Genomic DNA, 6,000 nt, shown 5'->3' with positions numbered 1-6,000 from the left:
TTGGAATATCTATTGTGTAGTTGCCTTCATCATCAGCTGTTCCTGTACCTGTTGTTCCGTCTGGGAACGTTACTGTTACTGTTGAACCTGGTTCTGCTGTTCCTGAAATTTGTGTGTCGTCACTTGTTACGTCTTTCACCGTTGGTGCTTCTGGTGCTGTCGTATCCGTAACTGTTGTTGTTGCTTCACCTGACACATTTCCATCTTTATCTGTCGAAGTGACGTTTAACGTTTCTCCACCTTTAAGGTCAACATTTGCTGGAATTTCAACTGTGTAGTTACCTGCGTCATCTGCTGTTCCTGTTGCTGTTGTTCCATCTGGGAACGTTACTGTTACTGTTGAGCCTGGTTCTGCTGTACCTGAAATTTGTGTGTCATCACTTGTTACGTCATTCACCGTTGGTGCTTCTGGTGCTGTCGTATCTGTAACTGTTGTTGTTGCTTCACCTGACACATTTCCATCTTTATCTGTTGCTGTTACAACGATATTTTCATCGCCTTTAAGATCAACATTTGTTGGAATATCTATTGTGTAGTTGCCTTCATCATCAGCTGTTCCTGTACCTGTTGTTCCGTCTGGGAACGTTACTGTTACTGTTGAACCTGGCTCTGCTGTACCTGAAATTTGTGTGTCGTCACTTGTTACGTCATTCACCGTTGGTGCTTCTGGTGCTGTTGTATCCGTAACTGTTGTTGTTGCTTCATCTGACACATTTCCATCTTTATCTGTTGAAGTGACGGTTAACGTTTCTCCACCTTTTAGATCTACATTTGTTGGAATATCTATTGTGTAGTTGCCTTCCTCATCAGCTGTTCCTGTTGCTGTTGTTCCGTCTGGGAACGTTACTGTTACTGTTGAGCCTGGCTCTGCTGTACCTGAAATTTGTGTGTCGTCACTTGTTACGTCATTCACCGTTGGTGCTTCTGGTGCTGTCGTATCTGTTACTGTTGTTGTTGCTTCACCTGACACGTTTCCATCTTTATCTGTTGAAGTGACGGTTAACGTTTCTCCACCTTTTAGATCTACATTTGTTGGAATATCTATTGTGTAGTTGCCTTCGTCGTCAGCTGTTCCTGTACCTGTTGTACCATCTGGGAACGTTACTGTTACTGTTGATCCTGGCTCTGCTGTACCTGAAATTTGTGTGTCGTCACTTGTTACGTCTTTCACCGTTGGTGCTTCTGGGGCTGTTATATCCGTAACTATTGTTGTTGCTTCACCTGACACGTTTCCATCTTTATCTGTTGCTGTTACAACGATATTTTCATCGCCTTTAAGATCAACATTTGTTGGAATGTCTATTGTGTAGTTGCCTTCCTCATCAGCTGTTCCTGTTGCTGTTGTTCCGTCTGGGAACGTTACTGTTACTGTTGAGCCTGGCTCTGCTGTACCTGAAATTTGTGTATCGTCACTTGTTACGTCTTTCACCGTTGGTGCTTCTGGGGCTGTTGTATCCGTAACTATTGTTGTTGCTTCTTCCGACACATTTCCATCTTTATCTGTTGAAGTGACGGTTAACGTTTCTCCACCTTTAAGGTCAACATTTGTTAGAATGTCTATTGTGTAGTTGCCTTCGTCGTCAGCTGTTCCTGTACCTGTTGTACCATCTGGGAACGTTACTGTTACTGTTGAACCTGGCTCTGCTGTACCTGAAATTTGTGTGTCGTCACTTGTTACATCATTCACCGTTGGTGCCTCTGGTGCTGTCGTATCTGTTACTGTTGTTGTTGCTTCACCTGACACGTTTCCATCTTTATCTGTTGCTGTTACAACGATATTTTCATCGCCTTTAAGATCAACATTTGTTGGAATGTCTATTGTGTAGTTGCCTTCCTCATCAGCTGTTCCTGTTGTTGTTGTTCCGTCTGGGAACGTTACTGTTACTGTTGATCCTGGTTCCGCTGTTCCACTGATTGTTGTATCGTCACTTGTTACGTCATTCACCGTTGGTGCTTCTGGTGCTGTCGTATCTGTAACTGTTGTTGTTGCTTCTTCCGACACATTTCCATCTTTATCTGTTGAAGTGACGGTTAACGTTTCTCCACCTTTAAGATCTACATTCGTTGGAATATCTATTGTGTAATTACCTTCGTCATCAGCTGTTCCTGTTGCTGTTGTTCCGTCTGGGAACGTTACTGTTACTGTTGATCCTGGCTCTGCTGTACCTGAAATTTGTGTGTCGTCACTTGTTACGTCTTTCACCGTTGGTGCTTCTGGGGCTGTTGTATCTGTAACTATTGTTGTTGCTTCTTCCGACACATTTCCATCTTTATCTGTTGAAGTGACGGTTAACGTTTCTCCACCTTTAAGGTCAACATTTGTTGGAATGTCTATTGTGTAGTTTCCTTCGTCATCAGCTGTTCCTGTTGTTGTTGTTCCGTCTGGGAACGTTACTGTTACTGTTGATCCTGGTTCCGCTGTTCCACTGATTGTTGTATCGTCACTTGTTACGTCATTCACCGTTGGTGCTTCTGGTGCCGTTGTATCTGTAACTGTTGTAGAACCATTTTCAGATGTATTTCCTGCTTCGTCCGTTGCCGTTGCAGTAAGCGTTTCTCCACCTTTAAGATTAACATTCGTTGGAATGTCTATTGTGTAGTTTCCTTCATCGTTGGCTGTTCCTGTCGCTGTTGTTCCGTCTGGGAATGTCACTGTCACTGTTGAGCCTGCTTCTGCTGTACCACTGATTTGAGGTGATTCACTATTTACAGTATTAATTGTTGGCGCATCGGGTGCCGTAGCGTCTGAAACTGTAACAGTATTTGAAACATCACTATCTTTACCATTTAATGATGCAGTTGAATTAAGCACAGTTCCTGCTTGAAGTGGTTGGTTTAAATTAATTGTTGCAGCTGATCCATTCGTTGGAATAGTCACAGTACCAATCACATTATTGTTACTATCTCTTACAGTTATAGTTGCGCCAGCGGTACCATTTACCGTTAATTGTTGATCATTATCGTCAACTGGATTAATCGTTGGAGCAGGTACTTTTGAATTGTCGATAATATTAAATTGTCCAACTTCATCATTATCATAATTTGGCGAATCAATTGCTATTGTATATGCACCTGCTGGTGATTTTGGAATAGAGACTGAAAATGTACCGTCAGCATTTACTGTTGCTGTACCTACAGTTACACCATTTGCATTAATAACTTTTGCAGTTTGAGTTGCTGCGCCCGTTTTTAATGGGACAGTTCCTGTCACAACAACATCATCAGTAGTTACGTCTGCTGCAATAGGAGTACCAACTAATGGGGAGGTTTTATATTTTACAACTTCATCTCCGTCATTTTTACCATCACCATCAGTATCATTGTTTTCAGGGTCACTTAATGAAACTTGGCGTTCGTATCTGTCTAAAAGACCATCTCTATCATAATCTTGTAATGTAAGTGTTGCAGTACCCATAGTATTATTTATAAGTTTACCTGTACTATCTGTTAAATATCCGGCAAAAGTGAAATCTTCTTTCTGTCTTGCTGTTTCACCAATCAAATTACCTTGCGCATCATATTGTGCATCTTGCGTTAAAATGTTATTTGGATTTTGATTTAACTTAAGCACAATTCGTATACCAACTGTTTCTGGTGTTAAGTTATTAAATTCAATTAAATCATTGAGATTTGAACTTGTAATTGTTCCATTACCATTTGCATCAAGTGTCAAAGTTGCTGCTTTATTCCCAGCAATATACGTTTTATCAAAACCGCTTAATCCTTGATAATTTAATAAATGTAATTCCGCCGTATCATATATGGCAACAAGTCTTTATCAATTTGGAAATTATAGCTCCAGTTTTTGCCTCTTGTGTACGTAAATATGCCATCTTTCATTATTTGTTGATCAACAATAAATCCACCATTCGTTCCTATTGTAGGATCAAATGTTGCAGAGCCTGAACTCGCTTGAAATGCCGTTTTACTATCACTTGAAACATTATTCTGTAACTGAATTAAATCTGCATCAGTTTTTGTTAAAAAGTAACCACTACTTTCTGATGTTCTTACTATTTTATTTCCTTCTGAATCACGTACATACATTTGATAGTTAAGTTTGTTATTACTTAAATCTCCAGCTGCTTTTAGAATATTTTCAACTGTGTCATCCAACTCTATTCTACCATTCGTAGCTTTATATTGAGATAGAATTTCAGCACCACCAAATAGACCGCCATTTGCTCTGATAAAATTAATTTCCCAAATATTAGTAAGGTTACCATTCTCATCGCGTAATCTAGTAAACTCTACAGGTGTTGTTCTACCTGCTGGATTAGCTGTGATTTTTGTTACATGGTCTGCAATTATTGGATCTAATTTCAAATCAATTTTATATCTATCACCTGAGTTTGATCCTGACATATAACTATTTATATCGAATGGAATATAATTACCTTTTAAAATTGTGTCTGAATCTAATGGTTTAGGATTAAACATTAATGTTGCAAATGTATAGTTATCCAAATAACCTAATGATTTTTCGACTTCTTCACTTTGATCTACAGCTGCTGCAATTGCTGTTGGCGTTGCCATTGCACGAAACATTGTACGTGTTGGTGTAGCTAAAGTCTCTGCACTTTTTTGACTATTAACCAATGTTATTAAAGAAGCCTTTAAAATTTCGACATTAATTTCCTCGGCTGATGCAGTTTCATAATTAATATCTGCATTGTCCATAATTTTTTGTGTTTCTGAATCAGATAATTGCTTATTTAAAAATGATTCAACAGTTGCTTCTTTATTTTCTGAAGAACTTAATTTTGTTTCCAACGTAGATTGTTGTGCTTTTTTAACTGTTGTTGTTTGTTCAGGTGTTGTTGCTTTGCTTTCTTCTGTTGTTGTTACTTTATCTTGTTCTTGTTTAGGTGATTCTGTAACAGTTGTATCGTCTTTACTTTGTGTTTTTTTACTGCTTTCTTTATCTGTCTGAATATCTGATGATACATTTTCACTTGTTGTTTGTTCTTTTGACGGCGTTTCAGTTGTTACTTCAGGACTTTGTTCTTTAGTTGTATTTGAATCACTGTTATCTGTTTGTGTTTCTGTTGAACTATCTTCCGTTTGTGTCTCTTCCGTTGAAGATTGTTCTTTTGTTGGTGCTTCTTCTGTTGAAGTTGCATTATTATCCGTAGCCTCATTTATTTCTACAGAAGTTTCTGATGTATCTTCTGAAGTGCTATTTTCTGTATCTACACTATTAGATTCGTTTGTAGCTGCAGTTTCATTTTCTACTGATGTTTGATTAACCTCATTTGTAGTATTCTCATCAACAGCTTTTATGTCCGATACATCTAAAGCTTCTCCCTTATTATCTTTTGCATTATCATCCGTAATAGAATCTAATTCTGCCGCTTGAACCTCACTTCCCACACCAAATACTAATGTTGCTCCTACTAATAGTGACGCTGTGCCAACTGTAAATTTTCTAATAGAATATTTATTCAATCTATTAGGCAAAAATCCTTGTCTGTTTTTCATCTTTTCCCACCTCAAAATAAACTTTGTACAATTTCATATTACCCAATTTAATAATAAAATCAAGAAGTTTTTTTGCATTTCATACAATTACTTTTATAATTACATATAATTATAATTAATAAATCATATTTGAAAAATTGAATAATACTTTGCTACATTGCATTTCGCATAACTAATTTTAACATTTATAGATTATTTTTACACAGGAAAATATTTGTTATGTAAAATGATTTTCATTTGCATTTGTTATTATTAACATCCCTAATAAAATACAAGTAAATTTTCATAAACTATAAAATCAAAACACTAATTTTCCAAACTATAACTAAGTAATATTTCCTACTTAATTAATAACCATCAAAAATTTGTAATTAACTTTATAATAAATTAGAAAGTTATAATGTAATTCGTTATTAGTTTTTCATATTATAGCGAGCAATGTAATTTCATTTTATAATGGGTTAATGTCAGTAAGGGGGGCAAAAATTATACATCTTTATGGAGATTTTTTAAACTTCA

The 6,000-nt window shown here is 37.0% G+C and carries 2 protein-coding genes; both read right to left on the bottom strand.

The genetic code is table 11. The features are described from left to right. A partial coding sequence (locus tag ACSULM_RS11120) for an Ig-like domain-containing protein (RefSeq protein ID WP_436862735.1) occupies positions 1-3,673 on the bottom strand: 3,673 nt, incomplete at its 3' end. Positions 3,674-3,732: 59 nt separating this feature from the next. Continuing rightward, positions 3,733-5,481, bottom strand: a complete 1,749-nt coding sequence (locus tag ACSULM_RS11115) for a YSIRK-type signal peptide-containing protein (protein ID WP_436862732.1) — start codon at positions 5,479-5,481, stop codon at positions 3,733-3,735. Positions 5,482-6,000 lie beyond the last annotated feature (519 nt).

The sequence above is a fragment of the Staphylococcus caeli genome, assembly GCF_051413795.1.
In the GTDB taxonomy this organism is placed as follows: Bacteria; Bacillota; Bacilli; order Staphylococcales; family Staphylococcaceae; genus Staphylococcus; species Staphylococcus caeli_A.
Note: the sequence above shows the minus strand (reverse complement) of the source record. Positions and strands in the feature narration are given on the sequence as shown.